This is a genomic window from Bacteroides sp. MSK.18.37 (assembly GCF_019129155.2).
Taxonomy (GTDB): domain Bacteria; phylum Bacteroidota; class Bacteroidia; order Bacteroidales; family Bacteroidaceae; genus Bacteroides; species Bacteroides ovatus.
The window spans coordinates 5741540-5763259 of sequence record NZ_JAHOIB020000001.1; the positions used below are offsets into that span (position 1 = coordinate 5741540).

At 42.5% G+C, this 21720-nt stretch carries 17 protein-coding genes and 2 tRNA genes; 8 read left to right on the plus strand and 11 right to left on the minus strand.

What is annotated here, in order from left to right; all coding sequences use genetic code 11:
* Window positions 1-12: 12 nt before the first annotated feature.
* Window positions 13-834 carry a DUF3845 domain-containing protein gene (locus KSX81_RS22190; RefSeq protein WP_004297852.1) on the plus strand — a complete coding sequence of 274 codons (822 nt, stop codon included), beginning with the start codon at window positions 13-15 and terminating at the stop codon, window positions 832-834.
* 25 nt (window positions 835-859) lie between these two features.
* Here the strand turns inward: KSX81_RS22190 and KSX81_RS22195 are convergent.
* From KSX81_RS22195 to KSX81_RS22210, 4 genes are all read right to left on the minus strand, one after another.
* Window positions 860-934, minus strand: a tRNA-Glu gene (locus KSX81_RS22195).
* A 65-nt stretch (window positions 935-999) separates the two neighbouring features.
* Window positions 1000-1086 (minus strand) — tRNA-Ser (locus KSX81_RS22200).
* Between the two features lie 428 nt (window positions 1087-1514).
* Window positions 1515-2942, minus strand: a complete 1428-nt coding sequence (locus tag KSX81_RS22205; RefSeq protein WP_195359213.1) for a VWA domain-containing protein — start codon at window positions 2940-2942, stop codon at window positions 1515-1517.
* Window positions 2917-4491, minus strand: a complete 1575-nt coding sequence (locus KSX81_RS22210; protein WP_008647197.1) for an AAA family ATPase — start codon at window positions 4489-4491, stop codon at window positions 2917-2919. The genes KSX81_RS22205 and KSX81_RS22210 overlap by 26 nt, the downstream gene beginning before the upstream one ends.
* A gap of 213 nt (window positions 4492-4704) precedes the next feature.
* Between KSX81_RS22210 and KSX81_RS22215 the strand changes: the two genes are divergently transcribed.
* The 3 genes from KSX81_RS22215 (at window position 4705) to KSX81_RS22225 (ending at window position 9269) form a co-directional block, all read left to right on the plus strand.
* Window positions 4705-5148 (plus strand): hypothetical protein, encoded by a 444-nt coding sequence (locus KSX81_RS22215; RefSeq protein ID WP_004306378.1) that lies wholly within the window; start codon window positions 4705-4707, stop codon window positions 5146-5148.
* 262 nt (window positions 5149-5410) lie between these two features.
* Window positions 5411-7075 (plus strand): putative transporter, encoded by a 1665-nt coding sequence (locus KSX81_RS22220; protein ID WP_004297845.1) that lies wholly within the window; start codon window positions 5411-5413, stop codon window positions 7073-7075.
* A gap of 199 nt (window positions 7076-7274) precedes the next feature.
* Window positions 7275-9269: a fructose-bisphosphatase class III gene (locus KSX81_RS22225; protein WP_004297844.1), complete on the plus strand. Its 1995-nt coding sequence runs from the start codon at window positions 7275-7277 to the stop codon at window positions 9267-9269.
* A 138-nt stretch (window positions 9270-9407) separates the two neighbouring features.
* Here KSX81_RS22225 and KSX81_RS22230 read toward each other — a convergent pair whose 3' ends face one another.
* From KSX81_RS22230 to KSX81_RS22255, 6 genes are all read right to left on the minus strand, one after another.
* Window positions 9408-9872, minus strand: a complete 465-nt coding sequence (locus KSX81_RS22230) for a GNAT family N-acetyltransferase (protein WP_004306375.1) — start codon at window positions 9870-9872, stop codon at window positions 9408-9410.
* 11 nt (window positions 9873-9883) lie between these two features.
* Complete coding sequence (locus KSX81_RS22235; RefSeq protein WP_217725839.1) at window positions 9884-11032, minus strand: LA_2272 family surface repeat-containing protein; 1149 nt, start codon at window positions 11030-11032, stop codon at window positions 9884-9886.
* A 49-nt stretch (window positions 11033-11081) separates the two neighbouring features.
* Entirely contained in the window at window positions 11082-12740 is a 1659-nt protein-coding gene (locus tag KSX81_RS22240) for an AMP-binding protein (RefSeq protein ID WP_004297838.1), read from the minus strand.
* A 253-nt stretch (window positions 12741-12993) separates the two neighbouring features.
* Window positions 12994-14064, minus strand: a complete 1071-nt coding sequence (locus KSX81_RS22245; RefSeq protein ID WP_004297837.1) for a GDP-L-fucose synthase family protein — start codon at window positions 14062-14064, stop codon at window positions 12994-12996.
* A gap of 19 nt (window positions 14065-14083) precedes the next feature.
* Window positions 14084-15154 (minus strand): GDP-mannose 4,6-dehydratase, encoded by a 1071-nt coding sequence (gene gmd, locus KSX81_RS22250; RefSeq protein ID WP_004297836.1) that lies wholly within the window; start codon window positions 15152-15154, stop codon window positions 14084-14086.
* Window positions 15155-15247: 93 nt separating this feature from the next.
* Window positions 15248-16417, minus strand: a complete 1170-nt coding sequence (locus KSX81_RS22255) for a dicarboxylate/amino acid:cation symporter (RefSeq protein WP_004297835.1) — start codon at window positions 16415-16417, stop codon at window positions 15248-15250.
* A gap of 109 nt (window positions 16418-16526) precedes the next feature.
* Here KSX81_RS22255 and gnd point away from each other — a divergent pair, with 109 nt between their 5' ends.
* The 4 genes from gnd to KSX81_RS22275 are packed head-to-tail and all read left to right on the plus strand — an operon-like array spanning window position 16527 to window position 21258.
* On the plus strand, window positions 16527-18002 hold the full coding sequence (gnd, locus tag KSX81_RS22260) for a decarboxylating NADP(+)-dependent phosphogluconate dehydrogenase (RefSeq protein ID WP_032846467.1): 1476 nt from the start codon (window positions 16527-16529) through the stop codon (window positions 18000-18002).
* Window positions 18003-18036: 34 nt separating this feature from the next.
* Window positions 18037-19533 (plus strand): glucose-6-phosphate dehydrogenase, encoded by a 1497-nt coding sequence (gene zwf, locus KSX81_RS22265; RefSeq protein ID WP_004297829.1) that lies wholly within the window; start codon window positions 18037-18039, stop codon window positions 19531-19533.
* Window positions 19530-20261, plus strand: coding sequence for a 6-phosphogluconolactonase (gene pgl / locus KSX81_RS22270; protein ID WP_004297828.1), 732 nt, complete (start codon window positions 19530-19532; stop codon window positions 20259-20261). The genes zwf and pgl overlap by 4 nt, the downstream gene beginning before the upstream one ends.
* Window positions 20262-20307: 46 nt before the next feature.
* Window positions 20308-21258: a Dyp-type peroxidase gene (locus KSX81_RS22275; protein ID WP_004297827.1), complete on the plus strand. Its 951-nt coding sequence runs from the start codon at window positions 20308-20310 to the stop codon at window positions 21256-21258.
* Window positions 21259-21281: 23 nt separating this feature from the next.
* Here KSX81_RS22275 and KSX81_RS22280 read toward each other — a convergent pair whose 3' ends face one another.
* A complete protein-coding gene (locus KSX81_RS22280) occupies window positions 21282-21494 on the minus strand; it encodes a hypothetical protein (RefSeq protein WP_004297825.1) in 213 nt (70 codons plus the stop codon).
* Between the last annotated feature and the right edge of the window lie 226 nt (window positions 21495-21720).

The following is a 21720-nucleotide window of genomic DNA, read 5'->3' on the forward strand; positions in this document are numbered from 1 at the left end:
TTTTCTGTCTTGATGTGTGCAAAAATACTAAAAACGGTTGACATAAATCAAGTGTGGTATAAAAAAGATGTATCTTTGTCTGCAAAATCAAGAGGTAAGATGATAATGAATAAGATAATAGGCTTGGCAGTGTTGCTGTTCTGTTTGAGTGGTTGCGTAAGGGATAATGATGCTATTTATTATCCGGTTGGCAACGTGGATGTGGAAAGAGGTGGTCCGGCTTTGGAGGCTGGGAAGGGTGATTTAATAGCCCGTAGTTACAATACCGAAGATTATGTATTGGACACGCTTGCACAATATCCGGGTGATCCGACGCTCGGTAAACTGACATTTATGGTCAGTCTGAAAAACCGGTTGGCAGATCAGGAGGTGAGTGGCTTTAATGGTGTCGGTCTATCCAAACTAACGATGAGTCTTGGATATAAAGACGGCAACTATCCGGCAGAAAGCCAGGTTCCTGTTTATACTTCGTCCGACGTGACTGCCAGTTATGCCATCAAACTCCGTTTAAAGGGAGAATTGACTTTAACAGGAGACGAATGGATGATTGACTATATTTATGTTCAATTAGCGGGTTTATTCCAGCCTTATCCTCCTACGTCTTTCCCGGAAGTGTTTATGTGTAAAGGGGGTGAGCAATCGTATGCAACATTCGATTCTTTTCGTAGAACCTGGACATTTGATATTACTTATGATCGTTCCAACCTTTCTTTCAGCCAACTGTATTTCAATCTGTTTGTGAATCTGGCAGGGCAGAAAAGGGAGGATAGAGTCCGGTTGAGGATTGATAAGGAATCTTATTTCGAGATCTATAAAGAAAAAGAGGAAATGTAGTTAAACTGCATTTCCTCTTTTTCTTTGGTAGTGGGTACGAGAATCGAACTCGTATTACATGCGTGAGAGGCATGTGTCCTAACCGTTAGACGAACCCACCGGAGTTTGATAGATTTAAAAAGAGCCAAGTCTATAAAACTTAGCTCTTTTTATTTTGAGATTTTGCGGAAGCTGGGGGATTCGAACCCCCGGTACCCTTACGAGTACGTCAGTTTAGCAAACTGGTGGTTTCAGCCACTCACCCAAACTTCCTTGAACCCGCATTCTCTCTCAAATGCGGTGCAAATATAGGGGGAACTTTTGGACTACGCAAATCTTTTAGCAAGATTTTTTTTACCTGTTTTTTGTGAAATGAGATAACCTGCTATGTTTCAAATGTTAAACGGAAGAATTTTTTTTCGAAAGCTTTTAATTTTTATCGATGGAATGGGAACTTGAAACATATTGACGCTATCCGCTTATTATAGTGACGGTATCTTCATGGGATAGGGTAAACATCCGGATGGGATAGTGACGGTATATTTGACGTGAGAAAAGGACATAAAAAAAGGCTATCTATCCCAGACAGCCAATCTTTTGTTAACCTTAAATCTAATACTATGAAAAACACAGTACAAATATACGGACTTCTGTCGAATTTGCAAATAAAACAAGAAAAAAGAGATGTTTTATAACATTGATTAAATATTTGATTCTTCAATTCTATTTTTATTAAGACTTTCAGCGTTTTGAACACTATATTCCCAATATTTATCACATAATTTCAGATAACTGGTCTCGGCACTTTTGCCTCCTAAAGAAATGGCATACATCTTTGTCTGTTTTGCTTTTGCATGTTCTATGGACTGGGATAGCAGTTTATCGACTGGACGCATCTCAAAATCCGATACGGTGATGATGTCTGCTTCCATATATCCTTCTTCGCTGATCTTTCGCAAAGCATGTGTGATGACTGGTTCCATATCTGTGCCACCATGAAAAGATTGGCTTAGAAAATCGACAAGGCGATCGAAACTACTCCCTAAATCGGTTATTTCAATACACTCGATATCATCGGAGAAGAGGATGACGTAACATTTCCGATGTTGTACTTCTGTCAATTCGGCAATGGCAAGTAGAGTAGATTTTGCGATTCTTTCCCGTTCGCCTGCCATAGAACCGGAAGTGTCCAGGCAAACGATGAAAGGGCCTTCAGCTTCTTCGGAAACTTCATTTCCTACTGTTTTCTTATCATTGATGGTTTGTTTCTCGTGCGATTGATAATCGATGACTTGTAGTCTCTTCTCTATGAAACGCTCGAAAAATATGGGTTGCAGGTTCTTTTCCGCCAGATAACAATATTCCAGAGGGAGAAGACTATTCAAATCGTTTCCTTCACAAATGCCTGCAATATCACTTCGGGTGGCATGAGATATAATTTGTTCCCGGTGAATACCTGCGGTCATTTTGAAACGTTTCCGGCTACTTTGGTGTTTTTTGCCTAATATTTCTACCAGTTCGCGGATAACGGGATTTCGTTTGATCGTTTCTTCGTATTCTAAAATCTGTTCCGCTATCTGTTTATGATTGCGAAGTAGCCAGACGAGGCGTGAGCCACCGCGTACCGGAAGATTTTTGGCTAATGCCAGTTGAATACGGTAGAAATCCTCACAGAGTTGCTCGATATGTTCCATCTGATAGTTGAACTCATTGTTCGAGAGTAGCGTATGCCACTTGTCGAAAAAAAGAGTCCGCAACGCTTTCCATTCTTTGGAACGCGGGCTGATTGCATTAAAACGTTGGAGGTAGTATTTTACGTTGAGGTCTACCAGGTGATATTTCATGGAGAAGGGGTATGCGCTGTTTTTCAGGAATTGAAGAAACTTTGCGTCTGATGCTTCATTCATTTCATGAAAGTATTCCCATTGCGATGCATAACGGGAGTAGAAATCTTGCAGGGAGGGTTGTGTGTGACGAAAATACAGGTGAATGTCCGCATCCAGTTCTTCGGGACGGATAATCAGATTGTGTAGTTGTTCGTCGTACACATCATAGGCTATTCCCTGCAATTTTTCGTAATAAATGTCTTGCAGGTGCTTGAGCCTAATACTCTCTGTTCTCTTGTTCATGGGCATGAGCGATGATGCGAAGTTCGTTCCGGTAATTCTCTATGATATGTGCAGTCTCCCCTAAGATTCGCTTGATCTTGCTTTTTTGCGATGAGCTTAAGAAAAGATGTTCCTTTGTATATGCTGTTTCCCGCTCGGAGATTGTTTTATATTCTACCTCCATTTGGTGAAGTAAATCTATCACTTCCTGCAATGTAAATTCGAACGGGGTGCTGTCGTCCTGTTGTGCTGGCAAAGGTTCGCAATTATCATAACATAGTAGTGGATACTCTTGATTGTTGACGAAAACAGATCGTTTCCCTTTTCGGAGGGAATAAATATTCTTTTGTGCGATATTCCTGTTCTTTACGAAATCGTAGGCTTTCAGGATTTTGTTGACCGGACGGAATTTATCCTGTTGGATATAAAACAACCGGTTGCTGTCTTTCCTCAAAGACTGGTAATCCGAAGCAAAGATGAGTAAATTTCCGGCAATGTGGTAACCTTCTATGCGATGATAGAAGGTATCTACGACCTGGATTCCCGGATCGCTAAGTTCCCGTAGGCTGTGTTCGGACTTCATGTTTTCTTTCAATGTATCCAGTTTCTGTTCCAGTCGTTTTTCTCCCAATAAATATGTATTGATTCCCCGTGCAATCGACTGTTCCACTATGTTTTCGATGATGGGGAGCTGCGAAACTTCATCCCACAGACAGGCACTCATCAGCAAGCAGTCGGAGAAGTGAATTCCCGGAGATTCGTTCAGATAGGCCGAGGTGCGGAGCAGACCTACTATTTTTTTCCAACGGCGGTCGGATATATAGATCGGAGGGGTGTTTTCATCCCGCCCTGTATTATATTGTTCGATTTCTCGTTTGATATTGTGAATCAGCTCGAAGATGGTATAGTGGATACCTACTTTCTCACTTTCAGCTTGTATTTGATTGTATAATTCATCGTCTACCTGGAGTTTTGCCGGGATTTCAGGTTCTACTTCCCGTGTAGAAGAAATCATCTGGTCGAAAGCATATTCCTGTTCAATGCATCCGACAAACTGGCGGATCAGGAAACGGTCGTATAAGGCTTCCAGTCCTTCACCTTTTGCGGGTAGTTCGTTGGATGCGGCAATCAGCGCTTTCAGAGGAACACGCACCGTAAATTGTCCGTTGCGATATATCTTTTCATTGATTACTGTCAAAAGAGAATTTTGGATAGCAGGACCGGCTTTCCATATTTCATCCAGGAAGACAATCGATGCTGTCGGCAAGTATCCTTTTGTAATACGTTCGTATGTATCTTCATCTTTCAATTTTGAGATGGAGACGGGGCCGAATATTTCATCCGGTGTACTGAAACGAGACATCAGATATTCAAAAGCATCCGCATCTTTAAAAGCCAGTTTGAGCCTGCGCGCCACTAAGCTCTTGGCTACTCCCGGAGGGCCCAATAGAAAGATACTTTCACCTGCCATGGCAGATAATAGGGAGAGTGCGATGGTATGTTCTTTTTCGAATACTCCCTCATTGAGGGATTTCAGCAGTTGGGTGATATGGGATTTGATTGACTTCATGCGACAGATGATTTCATGTGTTGTTAGCAGGAGGCAAAGATACAAGAATTCTTTGAAATAGACTTCATTGGGGGGATTTACCCCTAGATTTAGGCAATTTCCTCCCGATAAGTAGGAGTTTTCAGTTTCATAAGGAAAATTCATTCTCTACTTTTGTTCTATCGAAAGATAAATGATAGATAATAATTAGAGAACCGTTAAAAATAAAGGAATATGAAAACGAACACATTTAAATACTTCGGTTTGGCTTTGATGGCTATATTGATGGTAAGTTTTACCTCTTGCGAAGTGGAAATAGACAGTTTCTATGATGATGATAATAATGGTGCAGGATACTATAATCGTTCGGCTGATTTGTGTAGCCGTACCTGGGTTAGTTTCTACCGGGACATGGACGGTAACTATTGCCGTCAGGAACTGGATTTCTTTTTAGATCGTACGGGAATTGACTATATACGGGTGGAATATCCTAACGGGACAGTAGAGCAGTATGAATATAATTTCCGTTGGAGCTGGGAGAATTATGCGCAGACTTCCATTCGTATGTCATACGGACCGAATGATGTTTCATACCTGGATGATGTGTACATCGGTGGAAACAGGTTAAGCGGTTATCTGGACGGACGAAATAACTTTGTGGAGTTTCAGGGGAAATGATGAAAGATAAAACGGAAAGAAACAGAGGGAAAAAGATCGTTTGAGGGATAACAAGATGCAGGTGAAAAGAGAAGGATAAGATAGTTAAGATAGAAATAGGATAGTTATTAGGAACAAAATAATAGGTAACGGAGTAAAAGGGTAATCAATAAGATTTCAGGATATATGATTCAGGGTATAAATAGGGCGCGAAATGAAAGCTTAAAAGTTTTGAACCGGACTAAATAGTTTTTATCTTTGCGCCCTATTAGTTTTTATATACATGGAGTGGTTATATAGTCTATTTCTCGAACATTCTGCCTTACAGGCTGTTGTGGTACTTTCATTGATTTCTGCCATTGGTCTGGGCTTGGGAAGAGTGCATTTCTGGGGAGTTTCCCTGGGAGTCACTTTTGTTTTTTTTGCAGGCATCCTCGCCGGCCATCTCGGGCTTTCGGTCGATCCGCAGATGTTGAACTACGCAGAAAGTTTCGGACTGGTCATTTTCGTTTATTCTCTCGGTTTGCAAGTCGGTCCCGGTTTCTTTAGCTCTTTCCGCAAAGGAGGGGTGACATTGAATATGCTGGCATTGGGAGTTGTTCTGTTGGGAACATTGTTGACGGTGGTGGCCAGTTATGCGACAGGTGTCTCTCTTCCTGATATGGTTGGTATCCTTTGTGGAGCAACGACGAATACTCCGGCGTTGGGAGCTGCACAACAAACATTGAAACAGATGGGAATGGACAGCAGTACTCCTGCTTTAGGATGTGCGGTAGCCTATCCGATGGGGGTAGTTGGTGTAATCCTTGCCGTTTTATTAATTCGCAAAGTGTTGGTTCGCAAAGAAGACTTGGAGATAAAAGAGAAAGACGATGCGAACAAAACCTACATTGCAGCGTTTCAAGTACACAATCCTGCTATTTTCAATAAAAGCATCAAGGATATAGCTCGCATGAGTTACCCGAAGTTTGTCATCTCCCGCTTATGGCGTGACGGACATGTAAGTATTCCGACTTCTGACAAGATATTGAAGGAAGGTGACCGTTTGCTGGTGGTAACTGCGGAGAAAGATGCTTTGGCCTTGACCGTGCTTTTTGGTGAACAGGAAAATACGGATTGGAATAAAGAGGACATTGACTGGAATGCGATTGATAGTGAATTGATTTCGCAACGTATTGTCGTTACCCGCCCTGAACTGAATGGTAAGAAACTCGGTTCACTCCGGTTGAGAAATCATTATGGGATTAACATCAGTCGCGTTTACCGGTCGGGTGTGCAGTTGCTTGCTACTCCGGGATTGGTACTTCAATTAGGAGACCGCCTGACGGTAGTGGGAGAGGCTGCTGCTATTCAGAATGTGGAGAAAGTACTTGGAAATGCTGTAAAAAGTTTGAAAGAACCCAATCTGGTTGTTGTGTTTATCGGCATCGTACTCGGTTTGGCATTGGGGGCGATTCCTTTCTCTTTTCCGGGTGTCAGTACTCCTGTGAAGCTGGGATTAGCGGGTGGACCGATTATCGTTGGTATCCTTCTGGGAACTTTTGGACCACGGATACACATGATTACTTATACCACCCGTAGTGCGAATCTGATGCTGCGTGCCTTGGGACTTTCCATGTACCTTGCTTGTCTGGGACTGGATGCCGGAGCTCATTTTTTTGACACCGTATTCCGTCCGGAAGGTTTGTTATGGATCGCTTTAGGAGCCGGATTGACTATTGTTCCAACCGTACTGGTGGGGTTTGTGGCTTTCAAGATGATGAAGATTGATTTCGGTACTGTATCCGGTATGTTGTGCGGAAGTATGGCAAATCCGATGGCACTGAACTATGTAAACGATACAATTCCCGGCGACAACCCATCCGTAGCCTACGCGACTGTTTATCCGCTGTGTATGTTCCTGCGGGTGATTATCGCTCAAGTGCTGTTAATGTTCTTGTTAAATTGAGAATTGAAAATTGAGAAATGATGGATTTGTAAATAAAAAGTAGTCATTTCTTAATCAGGAATCGTATAAAATAGATAAATTTGTAACAAGAAAAAGGAGAGGAATTAATAAATTCCTTTTTTGAGTTACTAAATGGTAAGTTGTCAACTAATAATAAGTTGCCAATTAATAAATTGTAAATAGTAAAATAGTAAATAGAATGACTGCTCAAAGTAACATAACTCCTGAAAGCATTGTGAGTGATCTCCGTTACCTGCAACTGCTTTCCCGAAGTTTTCCTACCATTGCTGATGCCAGTACGGAAATAATCAACTTAGAGGCTATCTTAAATCTACCTAAAGGGACGGAACATTTCCTGACTGATATTCATGGAGAATATGAAGCTTTTCAGCATGTACTGAAAAATGCTTCCGGTGCGGTAAAACGTAAAGTAAATGAAATATTCGGCAACACTCTTCGTGAAGCTGAAAAGAAAGAAATCTGTACTTTGATTTATTATCCCGAAGAGAAACTGCAATTGGTGAAGGCCCGTGAAAAGGATCTGGATGATTGGTATCTGATTACGCTGAACCAACTGGTGAAAGTCTGTCAGAACGTGTCTTCCAAATATACTCGTTCGAAGGTTCGTAAATCACTGCCTGCCGAATTCTCTTATATCATTCAGGAGTTATTGCACGAATCGTCTATCGAACCGAATAAGCATGCTTATATTAATGTAATTATCAGCACAATTATCACTACGAAGCGTGCCGACGATTTCATTATCGCTATGTGTAATCTGATTCAGCGCTTGACTATTGATTCTCTTCATATCGTAGGTGATATTTACGACCGTGGTCCTGGTGCGCATATCATTATGGATACATTGTGTAATTACCACAATTTCGATATTCAATGGGGAAATCATGATATTCTCTGGATGGGAGCAGCTTCCGGTAATGATAGTTGTATCGCTAACGTGATACGTATGTCTATGCGCTATGGTAATCTGGGGACACTTGAAGACGGATACGGAATCAATTTGCTTCCATTGGCTACTTTTGCAATGGATACGTATGCCGATGATCCTTGCACGATTTTCATGCCGAAAATGAACTTTGCCGATGCTCATTATAATGAGAAGACTTTGCGTCTGATTACTCAAATGCATAAAGCCATTACCATTATCCAGTTTAAGCTGGAAGCTGAAATCATCGACCGCCGTCCAGAATTCGGAATGGCTAATCGTAAACTTCTGGAGAAGATTGATTTTGAACGCGGCGTCTTTGTATATGAAGGAAAAGAATATGCTTTGCGTGATACCAATTTCCCGACTGTAGATCCGGCAGATCCTTACCGACTGACTGAAGAAGAACGTGAATTGGTAGAAAAGATTCATTATTCATTTATGAATAGTGAGAAATTGAAGAAGCACATGCGTTGTCTGTTTACCTATGGCGGCATGTATCTGGTTTCAAACTCGAATCTTCTTTATCATGCTTCTGTTCCTCTGAATGAGGATGGCAGCTTTAAACATGTCAAAATACGTGGTAAGGAATACTGGGGACATAAATTGCTGGATAAAGCCGATCAATTGATCCGTACCGCTTATTTCGATGAAGAAGGAGAGGAGGATAAGGAATTTGCTATGGATTATATCTGGTATATGTGGTGTGGCCCGGAAGCTCCTTTGTTTGATAAAGATAAGATGGCGACTTTTGAGCGTTATTTTGTAGAAGATAAAGAGTTGCATAAAGAAAAGAAAGGCTATTATTACACATTGCGTAACCGGGAAGATATTTGTGACCAGATTTTGACAGAGTTTGGAGCTTCAGGGCCTCATTCGCATATTATCAACGGTCATGTGCCTGTGAAAACGATTCAGGGGGAACAACCTATGAAAGCCAATGGCAAGCTTTTCGTTATTGATGGCGGTTTTTCAAAAGCTTATCAGCCGGAAACGGGAATTGCGGGGTATACGCTTGTTTATCATTCTCATGGTATGCAACTCGTACAGCACGAACCATTCCAGTCTCGTCAGAAAGCCATTGAAGAGGGGCTTGATATCAAATCGACCAACTTCGTTCTCGAATTTAATTCGCAACGAATGATGGTGAAAGATACCGATAAGGGAAAAGAACTAGTGACTCAAATACAGGATTTGAAGAAACTGCTTGTTGCTTATCGTACTGGTCTGATAAAAGAAAAAGTGTGATAGATTGAAATGATAAGGGCTTAAAACCATCATTTATCATTTGATAGTTTTAGTAATGCTTAAAATATAGTGTCTTTATTTACTTGATACATAAGGAAAAGTGTAATTCATTATTAATATTGAATTGCACTTTTATTATTAATGCCCGTTATATTCCATACTATACATATCAAAGCCTTTGGCCCAATAGTCTCTTTGGATTTCTTTCAGTGTGAATCCTTGCTTTTCGTAGAATTTATAGGCTAATTGTGAAGTTCTAACGGTTATTTTTTGAATACCATCAATGGACTTTAATATTTCAATTCTATATTTTAATAATTGTGCTCCTAACGATTTGCCTTGGTACTGGGGATGTATGATATCCCAACTTATTTTTCCGCTGGCTTTATCCTTTGTAAAATTTATTCCGCCACAGCCTACAACCTTCTTGTTGAGTAATAGAACAAAATAAAGTTCACGTTCGCTATCCAGATAGTTACTAAAATCAGCTTCTTCTTTCGGTGCAAAATATGCAGGCGTGTTCTGTCTGATTAAATCTATTACAGCATTCTTATCTGTTGGCTGGTATTCTCTAATTGTAGTTATGTTCATCTCAACGTTCATTGTAATTTTATTTAGAAAAGAACAATGCCTGCTTCTATAATCGCTCCTTTATCGTAATTGCTTGATTTATTATAGAATCTGGTTAACCCATAACCACCTGTTGCATAGATGCCGAACTTCCTGGTAATTTGATATTCCAGATTGGCACGTGCCTGCAATGCATATAAACGTTTCGGAATCACCTCGTCTTTGTTATCGAAAGCCTCGATATGCTGGTAGCCAAGGTCTCCGCTGATGGATAAGCCTTTGTAAAGAGTGAAGGACAAGCCGGCACGATAGGATGCACTTGCCGAAAACTTATCATTCAATCCCTGATACATGGAGCCGATTCCCAGAATGGTATAAAACAATTGGTTCTTGAAGCGTACACCTATATTGGCAGGCGTAGCATTTCCACCATACACCATCATTTGCACTCTTGTATCAGGATTCGCATTAACCAATCCGAGTTGGAATCCCTTCATATCTTCTTTGTAATAATTGACAAGGCCAATTTGAAGTCCGCGGGCCTGCGTTGCATAATTACATAATGCTATTTGCACCCCATTCAGTTTCGATGCGGTTATATTGGCAATTCCTGCCATCTGCAAACCGTTCATGTGTTCGCCTACTACATTCAAAAGTCCGGAAGCCATCAAGCCACCGAAGCTCTGCCCTGTAATATTTGCCGCTCCGGAAAAGTGTAGCCCCGAAGCCATATTGCCCGTCACATTCATGAAACCGCTAATCATTAACCCCGAGGTATTATCTCCTCCGATACTGGTTAAACCGGATATGATTACTCCTTGCGTTCTGTCGCCAGTGATATTTACTAGTCCGGCAGCAGAAAGCCCTACGGTGTTGTTGCCGCTGATATTACTGATACCGGCTAGCTGGACACCCCTCATTGTTCCACCTGCCAGATTGGCTAATCCGGTGATCTGTACTCCGTTCATGTTACCATGTACCACACTTCCCAATGCATTGATACCCACACCGTTCAAGCGATTCATTGTAGACAGGAGACCGATGTTCACATAAGTCGTCTGTGTACTGTCATGCGGTTGCGTACAAATATCTTTCCAGATAGATATATTAATACCTGCACTCTTGTTCTGTGCCGGTAAACAAACGGCAGCCATTAGTATAGCTGCCGTAAATATTGTTTTCTTTATCTTCATTCCTTTCTCTTTTCGGTTTAAGTAATATCTCTATGCAGCTAACTTTATATTAGCCTTTTGCTTCCTGGTATAAATAACGTTTGATGCTCTTCTTCGGTGTCTTTTCGAATTCTTCCGGATAGATTTTCATCTTGGATATTTGGCTGTAAGCCGGTAGCGTATCATTCAGTGCCACACGGTTTTCTTCCATTATTTGCTCGATGTCTTCATTCTTCAGGCCATGAGCGAAAGCGTCGTCAAAATCAGGATAAACAAGTCCGACAAGTTTTTCGTTTTGCTGAACGATAATACTTTCAGCCACGTATGGCAGGTTGTTCAATTTATCTTCAATTTCTTCCGGGTAGATATTCTGTCCGCTAGCACTCAATAACAGGTTCTTGCTGCGTCCTTTGATCGTAACATTTCCTTCAGCATCCATCAAAGCCAGGTCACCTGTATGCAGCCATCCGTCTTTGTCGATAACTTCCTGAGTAGCTTCTTCGTTTTTGTAATATCCCAACATCACATTCGGACCTTTACATACGATTTCGCCAACAATGTTCTCGGGATCAGATGACAACACTTTCACATCCATACGTGGTACAGCTTTTCCGCATGAACCCGGCTTGAATCTTCTCCAATCCTCGTAACAGATAATCGGACCACATTCCGTCATTCCATATCCTACTGTATAAGGGAAATCAATCATTTTCAAGAACTGTTCTACTTCCTGATTGAAAGCAGCACCTCCTACAATAACAGCTTTGAAGTTTCCGCCAAATGCTTTAATCATTTCTTCGCGTACCGTTGCTTTTATCTTGTCGTTGATGATAGGCACTTTTAGTAAGATCTTCATTGCAGGAGTTTCCAATTTCGGAAGCACGCTCTTCTTGATGATTTTTTCGATGATAAGCGGTACGGCAACAATCAGATTAGGTTTCACCTCTTCGAAAGCCTGGAAAATGATTTTCGGACTCGGCATGCGAGTAAGGAAGTAGATGTGGCAACCCACGGAGAACTCATAAAGGAATTCGAAAGCCAGTCCGTACATGTGTGCCATAGGGAGCATGGATACGATCTTATCTCCGGCTTGCAGGTCTAATACTTCAAAAGCAAATTTGGTATTCGACCACAGACTGCGATAGGGGAGCATTACTCCTTTCGAGTAACTTGTTGTTCCTGAAGTATAATTGATAACAGCCAGTTCTTCCGGTTCATCCTTATGATAAGCGATATGCTCTGTGCGGAAATTCTTCGGATATTTTTTGCCGAACATTTCGTTCAGGTGTTCGCGTGCATAAGTCAGTCGTTCGCTGCGTGACACTAGCAGGGTGAAGTCGTTCATCATCAGGATACCCTCCAGTAGCGGCATTGCCGACTCATTCAGGTTTTCCCATACCATATCTCCTACAAGCAGTAATTTTGCTTCGGAATGGTTGACGATGTTATGTATATTGTCCGCTTTAAATTCATGGAGAATGGGTACAACAACTGCCCCATACGTCAGTGTAGCAAGAAAAGTGACTCCCCAATGAGAGCTGTTTCTTCCGCAAACAGCGATTTTATCTCCTTTGCGGATTCCACTTTCTTCAAAAATGATATGGAGTTTTTCGATCTTGCGAGCTACGTCTTTATACTGTAAAGTTGCACCTTTATAATCGGTCAGGGCATCCAGGTCCCAATTATTTTTGATACTATTCTCAATGTAGGCTATAAAACTTTGTTCCATTGTTTTGCACATTTGGTATTAATTTGTGCAAATATAGCAATTATATTAAGAATGAAGAATTAAGAGGGAAGAATTTTTGGAAATGGGGGAAGGGCGATGTAGTGAGATTGCGACAGGCTGGTAGGAGGAAAGATTATGGTTATAGCTAATTTCATTATGCTATAACCAAAAATCATTATGCTATAATCAAAAAAAAATATGCTATAAGCAAAAATCATTCTGCTCATAGCATATTGATTGATTCTTTAAATTCTTATTTCAAGTACCATTCGTACATTCTTTGTACGCCTTCCTCGATTTCAATTTTATGGTGCCACCCCAAAGAGTGCAGTTTCGAAGGATCGGTCAGCTTGCGCATAGTGCCGTCCGGTTTGCTGCTGTCGAAGGTCAGTTTTCCTTGATACCCTACAGTTTCTACAATACGTTCGGCCAGCTGACGGATGGTGATTTCCTTACCGGTGCCGATGTTGATATGGCAGTTGCGGATATCTTTGCTGCCTTCTTTATAGGTATCTTTGAAGTCTACGTGCTCCATTACGAAGACGCTGGCATCTGCCATTTCTTCGCTCCAAAGGAACTCGCGGAGTGGAGTACCTGTCCCCCAAAGAGTGACTTCTGTTTCGCTGATTCCGTATTTTTGCAGAATAGCCAGGATTTCTTCTTTCGGACTGTCGCCATTTACACCTTCCACCGGACGCAGATTCATATCTTTGCGTACAGCTTCCCAGTTTCCTTCTTTCAGACAGTGTGCCAGATGAATCTTTCGGATCATGGCAGGCAGTACATGACTGCGTTCCAAGTCGAAATTATCATTCGGTCCGTAAAGGTTTGTCGGCATCACAGCGATGTAGTTCGTTCCATATTGCAGGTTGAAGCTCTCGCACATTTTCAGTCCGGCAATTTTGGCGATTGCATACGGCTCGTTGGTATATTCTAACGGTGAAGTAAGCAATACATCTTCTTTCATCGGCTGTTCGGCATCGCGTGGATAAATACACGTACTACCAAGGAAGAGCAACTTCTTTACATGGTGACGGAAGCTCTCTCCGATGATATTCTGTTGAATTTGCAGATTCTTATAGATAAAGTCGGCACGGTAGATGCTGTTCGCCATGATACCACCCACAAAGGCAGCAGCAAGGAATACATATTCCGGTTGTTCTTCATCGAAAAAATTACGGACAGCCATGCCATCCAGCAGATCAAGCTCTTTGTGAGTGCGGCCTACCAGATTGGTGTATCCTTTATCCTGCAAATTCTTCCAGATAGCAGATCCCACAAGTCCGCGGTGTCCTGCTACATATATCTTTGCATTCTTTTCCATTCTATTAGTAAAGCAAGTTTTAATGTTTGGTAGCAATCATTCGTCTCACTTTCTCCATATCGTGGCGAACCATGATACTTACCAGTTCTTCGAATGATGTTTTACGTGGATCCCAGCCCAACAGTGTTTTAGCTTTAGTCGGGTCGCCCAACAATTGTTCTACTTCCGATGGACGGAAATACTTCGGATCAACTTCTACCAGAGATTTTCCGGTAGCTACGTCAATACCTTTTTCATTTACGCCTTCGCCTTCCCAACGAAGTTCGATACCTGCTTCCTTGAATGCTAACGTTGCGAATTCGCGCACCGTGTGCATTTCTCCAGTAGCAATAACGAAATCTTCGGGAACATCATGTTGCAGGATTAGCCACATACATTCGATGTAATCCTTGGCATATCCCCAGTCGCGAAGAGAATCCAGATTACCCAGGTACAGTTTGTCCTGTTCGCCCTGTGCGATACGTGCGGCAGCAAGCGAAATTTTACGTGTAACGAACGTCTCACCACGGCGTTCGCTCTCGTGATTGAACAAAATACCGTTTACAGCAAACATACCATAGCTTTCGCGGTAGTTTTTAGTAATCCAGAAACCATATTGTTTGGCTACCCCATACGGAGAACGGGGATAGAATGGAGTTGTCTCTTTTTGTGGAACTTCCTGCACCTTACCGAACAATTCGGAAGTAGAAGCCTGATAGATGCGGGTTTTCTTTTCCAGTCCCAGGATGCGTACAGCTTCGAGCATACGCAACGTGCCGATAGCATCTGCTTCGGCAGTGTATTCCGGAACGTCGAACGAAACCTTCACGTGGCTTTGAGCTGCGAGATTGTAGATTTCATCCGGTTGCACCTGTTGAATAATACGAATTAACGAACTAGAATCTGTCATATCCCCATAATGCAGATTAATCGTACGTTTCTGTTTCATGTCGCGCACCCACTCGTCAAAATACAAATGTTCAATACGTCCTGTATTGAACGAAGAAGAACGACGGAGTATACCGTGTACTTCGTAACCTTTTTGCAATAGAAATTCGGCAAGATAAGAACCATCTTGCCCGGTGATGCCTGAAATTAGGGCTTTTTTCATACGCTAATTATTTATATAATTGAAAATGTGGGTGCAAATGTCGGCATTTTTTGTGACCCAGCCAAGTGACTTTCCAATTATTTTTCAGCACAGTCATTCAGCACGGTTTTTTCCCATTATTTTGTCGATAATCAAAGCGATAGCTCCGTCTCCCGTTACATTGCAGGCAGTACCGAAACTATCCATGGCGATGTAAAGCGCAATCATCAAAGCTTGTGCCGATTCGTCGAAACCGAGCATGGATTGTAGAATCCCCAGGGAAGCCATGATTGCTCCACCCGGGACTCCCGGAGCAGCTACCATAGTGATACCCAGCATAAAGATAAACCCGGCAAACAGGGGGAAGTCGAACGGCATTCCCTGCATCATCATCAATGCCAGTGCACAGGCTACAATTTTCAGTGTACTGCCCGATAGATGGATGGTGGCACATAGCGGAATCACAAATCCGGCTACTTCAGCAGATACTCCGTTCTTTTTGGTCTGTTCCAGTGTCACGGGAATGGTGGCTGCAGATGATTGTGTACCCAATGCTGTGAAGTAAGCGGGCAGCATTTTGCTAAGCAATTTGAATGGATTTCTATGCACAAACAATGCCGCAATGGAATACTGAAAAACCAACAGGAAAATATGAAGAACGAAGATGACTCCGATAATTTTAATAAACACCATTAGGATAGAATATACTTGCCCCGAATGTGTCATATTGAGGAATATGCCGAAGATATAAAGCGGTAGCAAAGGTAGAATGACGGCACTTATCATTCGTACGATAATTTCCTGAAAATCACGTGCCACATTTTTCAATGCGTCGCTGTTGAGTGACGCCAGTCCTAACCCTAGTGTGAAAGCTAAAACCAGAGCTGTCATTACGTTCATCAGTGGCGGAATGGAGACGGAGAAGTAGGGGAGGATTCCCTGCGCTTCGCTTACTTCTTCAAGTGGTGCACCCGGTTCGATGAGCGAAGGAAATACTGTGACTCCTGTGAAGTAGGAGAGAAAGCCTGAAAAAAGAGTAGCGAAGTAGGCGATCAAAGCTGTCACGAGTAGCATTTTTCCTGCGCCTTTTCCGATGTCGGCAATAGCCACAGTAACCAGTCCGACGATAATCAATGGGATAGAGAAATTAAGAAATTCACTGAAAATGCCATTGAACGTAACAAATATTCGCACTAGCGGAGCTGGGAAAACTGTGCCGATGGCAATACCCAAAATGATGGCGATAACGATGCGTGCCAACAAACCGATTTTGATCTTCTTCATCCTTGATTTTATTTGTAGACCACAAAAATAATATTTTAATCTAAAATATTGCGAACAAATGTGCATTTCAAATGTTACTAAGATAAAGAATATTCAAAATATACAAGTTATGGCAAATCAGAATAAAACAGATATCGGACTTATCGGCTTGGCTGTGATGGGCGAGAATCTTGCTTTAAACATGGAGAGTAAGGGATGGCACGTGTCGGTTTATAACCGTACTGTTCCCGGAGTAGAAGAGGGGGTGGTAGAACGCTTCCTGAATGGTCGTGCAAAAGGTAAAAACATCGAAGGATTCACAGATATAAAGGCGTTTGTAGATTCGATAGCTATTCCCCGTAAGATTATGATGATGGTTCGTGCCGGAAGTCCGGTTGACGAACTGATGGATCAGCTTTTCCCGCTGCTTTCACCGGGAGATATCCTTATTGATGGCGGTAATTCTAATTACGAAGATACGAACCGCCGTGTCCAACTGGCGGAATCAAAGGGATTTCTTTTCGTCGGTAGCGGTGTGTCCGGTGGTGAAGAGGGAGCCTTGAATGGAGCTTCTATCATGCCCGGTGGTTCGGAAAAAGCATGGCCGGAAGTGAAACCGATTCTTCAAAGTATTGCGGCAAAAGCACCGGACGGCACTCCTTGTTGTCAATGGGTGGGTCCTGCCGGCTCCGGTCATTTTGTGAAGATGATTCACAACGGTATCGAATATGGTGATATGCAGCTGATTGCCGAAGCCTATTGGGTGATGAAAAAGCTGCTTGATCTGACCAATGAGGAAATGGCTGATGTCTTTGCCCGTTGGAACGAAGGCAAACTCCGCAGTTATCTGATCGAAATCACCGCCAACATTCTGCGGCATAAAGACAAATCCGGAGGTTATCTCATTGATAAAATCCTGGATGCAGCCGGACAGAAAGGAACCGGAAAATGGTCGGTTATCAATGCGATGGAACTCGGTATGCCGTTAGGGCTAATTGCCACGGCGGTATTCGAACGAAGCCTTTCTTCACAGAAAGACTTGCGTCACTTGGCTTCCAAGCAATTCCAGTGTCAACATACACAACCTATATATAATAAGGCGGAACTCGTAAAGAATATCTTTTCTGCTCTTTATGCTTCCAAACTCGTCTCTTATGCCCAAGGATTCGCCGTGTTGCAACGTGCTTCCGACGCTTTCGGCTGGCATCTCGACCTGGCTTCCATTGCGCGTATGTGGCGTGGGGGATGCATCATCCGCAGTATATTCCTGAACGATATTGCAGCTGCCTTCGAAGCCACCGACAAGCCTAAACACTTGTTGTTGGCTCCTTATTTTAAAGAAGAAATGAAGACATTGCTTCCCGGATGGAAGAGCCTGGTGGCGGAATCCATGAAAGAAGAACTTCCCGTTCCTGCTTTCTCCTCTGCCCTCAACTATTTCTATTCGCTCACTTCTGCCGATCTGCCCGCCAACCTTGTACAGGCACAACGCGATTATTTTGGTGCGCACACTTTTGAGCGTAAGGATGAGTTGCGCGGACAGTTCTTTCACGAGAACTGGACAGGCCACGGAGGAGATACGAAATCGGGCACCTATAATGTTTGAGTAAACCTATAATTCATATTTAGAAATTAATAAAGTGGATAAATTTGCAATGATAATTTTCGGTGCGTCAGGTGATTTGACCAAGCGTAAGCTGATGCCTGCCCTTTACTCCCTCTACCGTGAAAAACGGTTGACCGGAGAGTTTTCCATATTGGGTATCGGGCGTACGGTCTATTCTGACGATAACTACCGTTCCTATATATTAGAAGAACTACAACTGTTTGTCAAGTCTGAAGAACAGGACACAGCTCTTATGGCTTCATTTGTCTCCCATCTCTACTATTTACCGATGGACCCGGCAAAAGAAGAAGGTTACCCGCAACTCCGCCAACGTCTGGTTGAATTGACTAATGAGGTAGATCCGGACAATCTGCTGTTCTATCTTGCCACTCCGCCATCACTTTACGGAGTAGTGCCCCTCTATTTGAAAGCTGCCGGACTTAACACTCCCCACTCGCGCATCATCGTTGAGAAACCTTTCGGCTATGATCTCGAGTCGGCACTTGAACTGAATAAAACGTATGCCTCTGTTTTCAATGAGCATCAAATTTACCGTATCGACCATTTTCTCGGTAAGGAAACGGCCCAGAATGTACTGGCTTTCCGTTTTGCCAACGGTATCTTCGAACCTCTCTGGAATCGTAACTATATTGACTACGTAGAAATTACAGCCGTAGAAAATCTGGGTATCGAGCAACGAGGCGGGTTCTATGAAACGGCAGGTGCGCTGCGGGATATGGTGCAGAATCATCTGATACAGCTCGTGGCCCTTACGGCTATGGAACCGCCTGCTGTTTTCAATGCAGACAATTTCCGTAATGAAGTGGTGAAGGTCTACGAATCTCTTACTCCATTGAATGATATCGATTTGAATGAACATATTGTTCGCGGACAATATACAGCCTCCGGTAGTAAAAAAGGATACCGTGAAGAAAAAGGAGTGGCTCCCGATTCGCGCACGGAAACTTATATTGCCATGAAACTGGGCATTAGTAACTGGCGCTGGAGTGGCGTTCCGTTCTACATTCGTACAGGTAAACAAATGCCGACGAAAGTAACGGAAATCGTTGTGCATTTCCGGGAAACACCTCACCAGATGTTTCATTGTGCTAGTGGCAACTGTCCACGGGCTAATAAATTGATCCTTCGTTTGCAACCGAATGAAGGAATTGTGCTCAAAATCGGAATGAAAGTCCCCGGTGCAGGTTTCGAAGTCCGCCAGGTGACGATGGATTTCAGTTATGCACAGTTGGGCGGTGTGCCTAGTGGTGACGCTTATGCCCGTCTGATAGATGATTGTATCCAGGGCGATCCGACTTTATTTACTCGAAGTGATGCAGTAGAAGCCTCATGGAAATTCTTCGATCCGGTGCTCCGCTATTGGAAAGATAACCCCGATGCGCCTCTTTACGGTTATCCCGCAGGTACGTGGGGACCTTTGGAAAGTGAAGCAATGATGCACGAACATGGGGCTGACTGGACGAATCCTTGTAAGAATTTGACAAATACAGATCAATATTGTGAATTATGAAACTATCAGTTTTTCCCTCATCAATTGAAACTTCACGAGCATTGATACTCCGCCTGGTGGAAATCATGAATGAAGAGCCGGACAGAGTGTTCAATATCGCAGTTAGTGGTGGTAATACCCCTGCTCTGATGTTCGATTTATGGGCGAATGAATATATGGAAATTACCCCTTGGGACCGTATGCGGATTTATTGGGTGGATGAACGTTGTGTGCCTCCCGATGATTCGGACAGTAATTACGGAATGATGCGCAACCTTCTTTTGGGTATCACTCCTATTCTCTATGAGAATGTATTCCGTATCCGTGGAGAGGCAAAGCCTGCGAAAGAGGCGGTTCGTTATTCGGAGTTAGTCCGGCAGCAAGTGCCGTTTAAGCGTGGTTGGCCCGAATTCGATATTATACTGTTGGGAGCCGGAGATGACGGACACACTTCTTCGATCTTTCCCGGGCAAGAAGATTTGCTGACTTCAAACTCTATTTATGTGGTCAGTGCACATCCCCGTAACGGGCAGAAGCGTATCGCAATGACGGGATACCCCATTCAGAATGCCCGCTATGTCATTTTCCTGATTACCGGAAAAAATAAAGCCGATGTAGTAGAAGAAATCTGTAATTCGGGAGACACTGGTCCCGCAGCCTATGTGGCTCATCATGCGCAAAATGTAGAACTGTTTATGGATAAAGGGGCTGCCGCATATATTGAAGATCCTAATAAAAAGATGAGTTAGAACAGAACTATTTCATTGACGAAACTAATAGAAAAAAAAGAAAAATATGAATCCTTATCAACATTCATTTGGTGGTAATATCCCACAAGACGTAGCGGGGAAACAAGGCGAAAATGTTATTTTTATTGTTTATACTTTAAAAGATTCGCCTGAAACTCTTGGCAAAGTAAAAGATGTGTGTGCTAATTTCTCGGCCCTGATTCGCAGTATGCGTAACCGTTTTCCTGATATGATGTTCAGTTGTACCATGGGATTTGGAGCCGATGCCTGGAACCGTCTTTTCCCGGAACAGGGAAAACCCAAAGAACTGAAAACTTTCGAAGAGATAAAAGGCGAGAAGCATACGGCAGTTTCTACTCCGGGCGACTTATTGTTTCATATCCGTGCAAAACAGATGGGATTATGTTTTGAGTTTGCATCTATCATCGATGAGAAACTTCAAGGCGTGGTTGAACCTGTCGACGAAACTCACGGTTTCAGATATATGGATGGCAAAGCCATTATCGGCTTTGTGGATGGAACGGAGAATCCGGCGGTTGATGAAAATCCCTATCATTTTGCAGTTGTAGGAGAGGAAGATGCTGATTTTGCAGGAGGCAGCTATGTCTTTGTGCAGAAGTATATTCACGATATGGTTGCGTGGAACTCCTTACCTGTGGAAGAACAGGAGAAAGTGATCGGGCGTCGTAAGTTTAACGATGTCGAACTGTCTGACGAGGAGAAACCTCAAAATGCGCATAATGCCGTCACTAATATTGGTGATGACCTGAAAATAGTGCGTGCCAATATGCCATTCGCCAATACGTCTAAGGGAGAATATGGTACTTACTTCATCGGCTATGCAAGTACGTTCACTACTACCCGGCAGATGTTGGAAAGTATGTTTATTGGCAATCCGGTAGGCAATACCGACCGTTTACTGGACTTTAGTACAGCAGTTACGGGAACACTTTTCTTTGCTCCTTCCTACGATTTGCTAAGTGAACTGGGCGAATAAAAAATAAAAGACTGGGGGGAGTATTACACTTTAGTAATCTCCTCCACTACATATTGGTCTTTTACTTTCTTGCAGGTACATACGAAGAATTCCGGATGTTTCAGAGCTCCTTGTAAAGTATCAGGAAGAATCATTTCTTTAGTACGACGGTCCATTGCAACCGTTGCATACAGGATACCTTCACTCTTGCATTTCTCTATTAATGCACTTTTTAGTTCTTCTACGCTATATTCCATTTGTGTGATCCTTTGTCGCTGCAAAGTTATGGAAAATATGTATATTTTGTGCAATAATATTCCTGTAATCTATGGAAAATAGTTCTTTGATTTATTCTAATCCATGACAAAGTAAGTTAGATTCTTGGTATAAATTTAGAATACACATGTTATAGAATAAAAAAAGTCCTTTAACTTGTTAATAACGAAACTATTTAGTACGTTTGAAAAATAAATCAAATTTTAA

Excerpts from the sequence above, each read along its gene's own strand:
- KSX81_RS22280 (WP_004297825.1), bottom strand. The coding sequence starts at position 21,494 with ATGGAATATAGCGTAGAAGAACTAAAAAGTGCATTAATAGAGAAATGC.
- pgl (WP_004297828.1), top strand. The coding sequence starts at position 19,530 with ATGAAACTATCAGTTTTTCCCTCATCAATTGAAACTTCACGAGCATTG.
- KSX81_RS22210 (WP_008647197.1), bottom strand. The coding sequence starts at position 4,491 with ATGAAGTCAATCAAATCCCATATCACCCAACTGCTGAAATCCCTCAAT.
- KSX81_RS22230 (WP_004306375.1), bottom strand. The coding sequence starts at position 9,872 with ATGAACGTTGAGATGAACATAACTACAATTAGAGAATACCAGCCAACA.
- KSX81_RS22235 (WP_217725839.1), bottom strand. The coding sequence starts at position 11,032 with ATGAAGATAAAGAAAACAATATTTACGGCAGCTATACTAATGGCTGCC.
- KSX81_RS22215 (WP_004306378.1), top strand. The coding sequence starts at position 4,705 with ATGAAAACGAACACATTTAAATACTTCGGTTTGGCTTTGATGGCTATA.
- KSX81_RS22190 (WP_004297852.1), top strand. The coding sequence starts at position 13 with ATGTGTGCAAAAATACTAAAAACGGTTGACATAAATCAAGTGTGGTAT.
- KSX81_RS22220 (WP_004297845.1), top strand. The coding sequence starts at position 5,411 with ATGGAGTGGTTATATAGTCTATTTCTCGAACATTCTGCCTTACAGGCT.
- KSX81_RS22245 (WP_004297837.1), bottom strand. The coding sequence starts at position 14,064 with ATGGAAAAGAATGCAAAGATATATGTAGCAGGACACCGCGGACTTGTG.
- KSX81_RS22275 (WP_004297827.1), top strand. The coding sequence starts at position 20,308 with ATGAATCCTTATCAACATTCATTTGGTGGTAATATCCCACAAGACGTA.
- KSX81_RS22205 (WP_195359213.1), bottom strand. The coding sequence starts at position 2,942 with ATGAACAAGAGAACAGAGAGTATTAGGCTCAAGCACCTGCAAGACATT.
- gnd (WP_032846467.1), top strand. The coding sequence starts at position 16,527 with ATGGCAAATCAGAATAAAACAGATATCGGACTTATCGGCTTGGCTGTG.
- KSX81_RS22240 (WP_004297838.1), bottom strand. The coding sequence starts at position 12,740 with ATGGAACAAAGTTTTATAGCCTACATTGAGAATAGTATCAAAAATAAT.
- KSX81_RS22255 (WP_004297835.1), bottom strand. The coding sequence starts at position 16,417 with ATGAAGAAGATCAAAATCGGTTTGTTGGCACGCATCGTTATCGCCATC.
- KSX81_RS22225 (WP_004297844.1), top strand. The coding sequence starts at position 7,275 with ATGACTGCTCAAAGTAACATAACTCCTGAAAGCATTGTGAGTGATCTC.
- gmd (WP_004297836.1), bottom strand. The coding sequence starts at position 15,154 with ATGAAAAAAGCCCTAATTTCAGGCATCACCGGGCAAGATGGTTCTTAT.